The 369-nt window shown below is 54.5% G+C and carries 1 protein-coding gene; it reads left to right on the top strand.

Annotated features, from left to right (window positions below; genetic code table 11):
* Positions 1–268, top strand: a 268-nt coding sequence (locus GHO03_RS24815; protein ID WP_218574338.1) for a hypothetical protein, incomplete at its 5' end; no start/stop codon positions are given.
* Positions 269–369 lie beyond the last annotated feature (101 nt).

Raw genomic sequence — 369 nt, 5'->3', positions numbered from 1 at the left:
TGCTTTCTACGATGCTGAGCGATCAGTGGTAGGGCCTCGACACATCTTCCCGGATTGGACGCCAGATGATGCCCGGCTCTATGCCATGTCGCTCCAAGACCCAGCGTTTGACCATCTGGACTGGCTCTTGGTGTGGGATGAAAAACCAGTTCCGGGGACTCTGCCGTTTCGCTCCGTATTCTTCTTGGGAGACTTTCCATTAACGGGCACTACGGACTTCACCGAACACCAGATTGAGCAGGCATTTGCCCAAGCCATCGGGCATTAAAAAACCCCCTCCAGTTGGTACTGTAGGGGGTTCGTTGGGGGTCACGGTTGGCGCCGTGATTTTCCCCGGTTTTGCAGGGATTTAGGATCTGCATGGATAAG

The sequence above is a fragment of the Pseudomonas sp. FSL R10-1339 genome, from assembly GCF_009600545.1.
Classification (GTDB): Bacteria; Pseudomonadota; Gammaproteobacteria; order Pseudomonadales; family Pseudomonadaceae; genus Aquipseudomonas; species Aquipseudomonas bubulae.
Note: the sequence above shows the minus strand (reverse complement) of the source record. Positions and strands in the feature narration are given on the sequence as shown.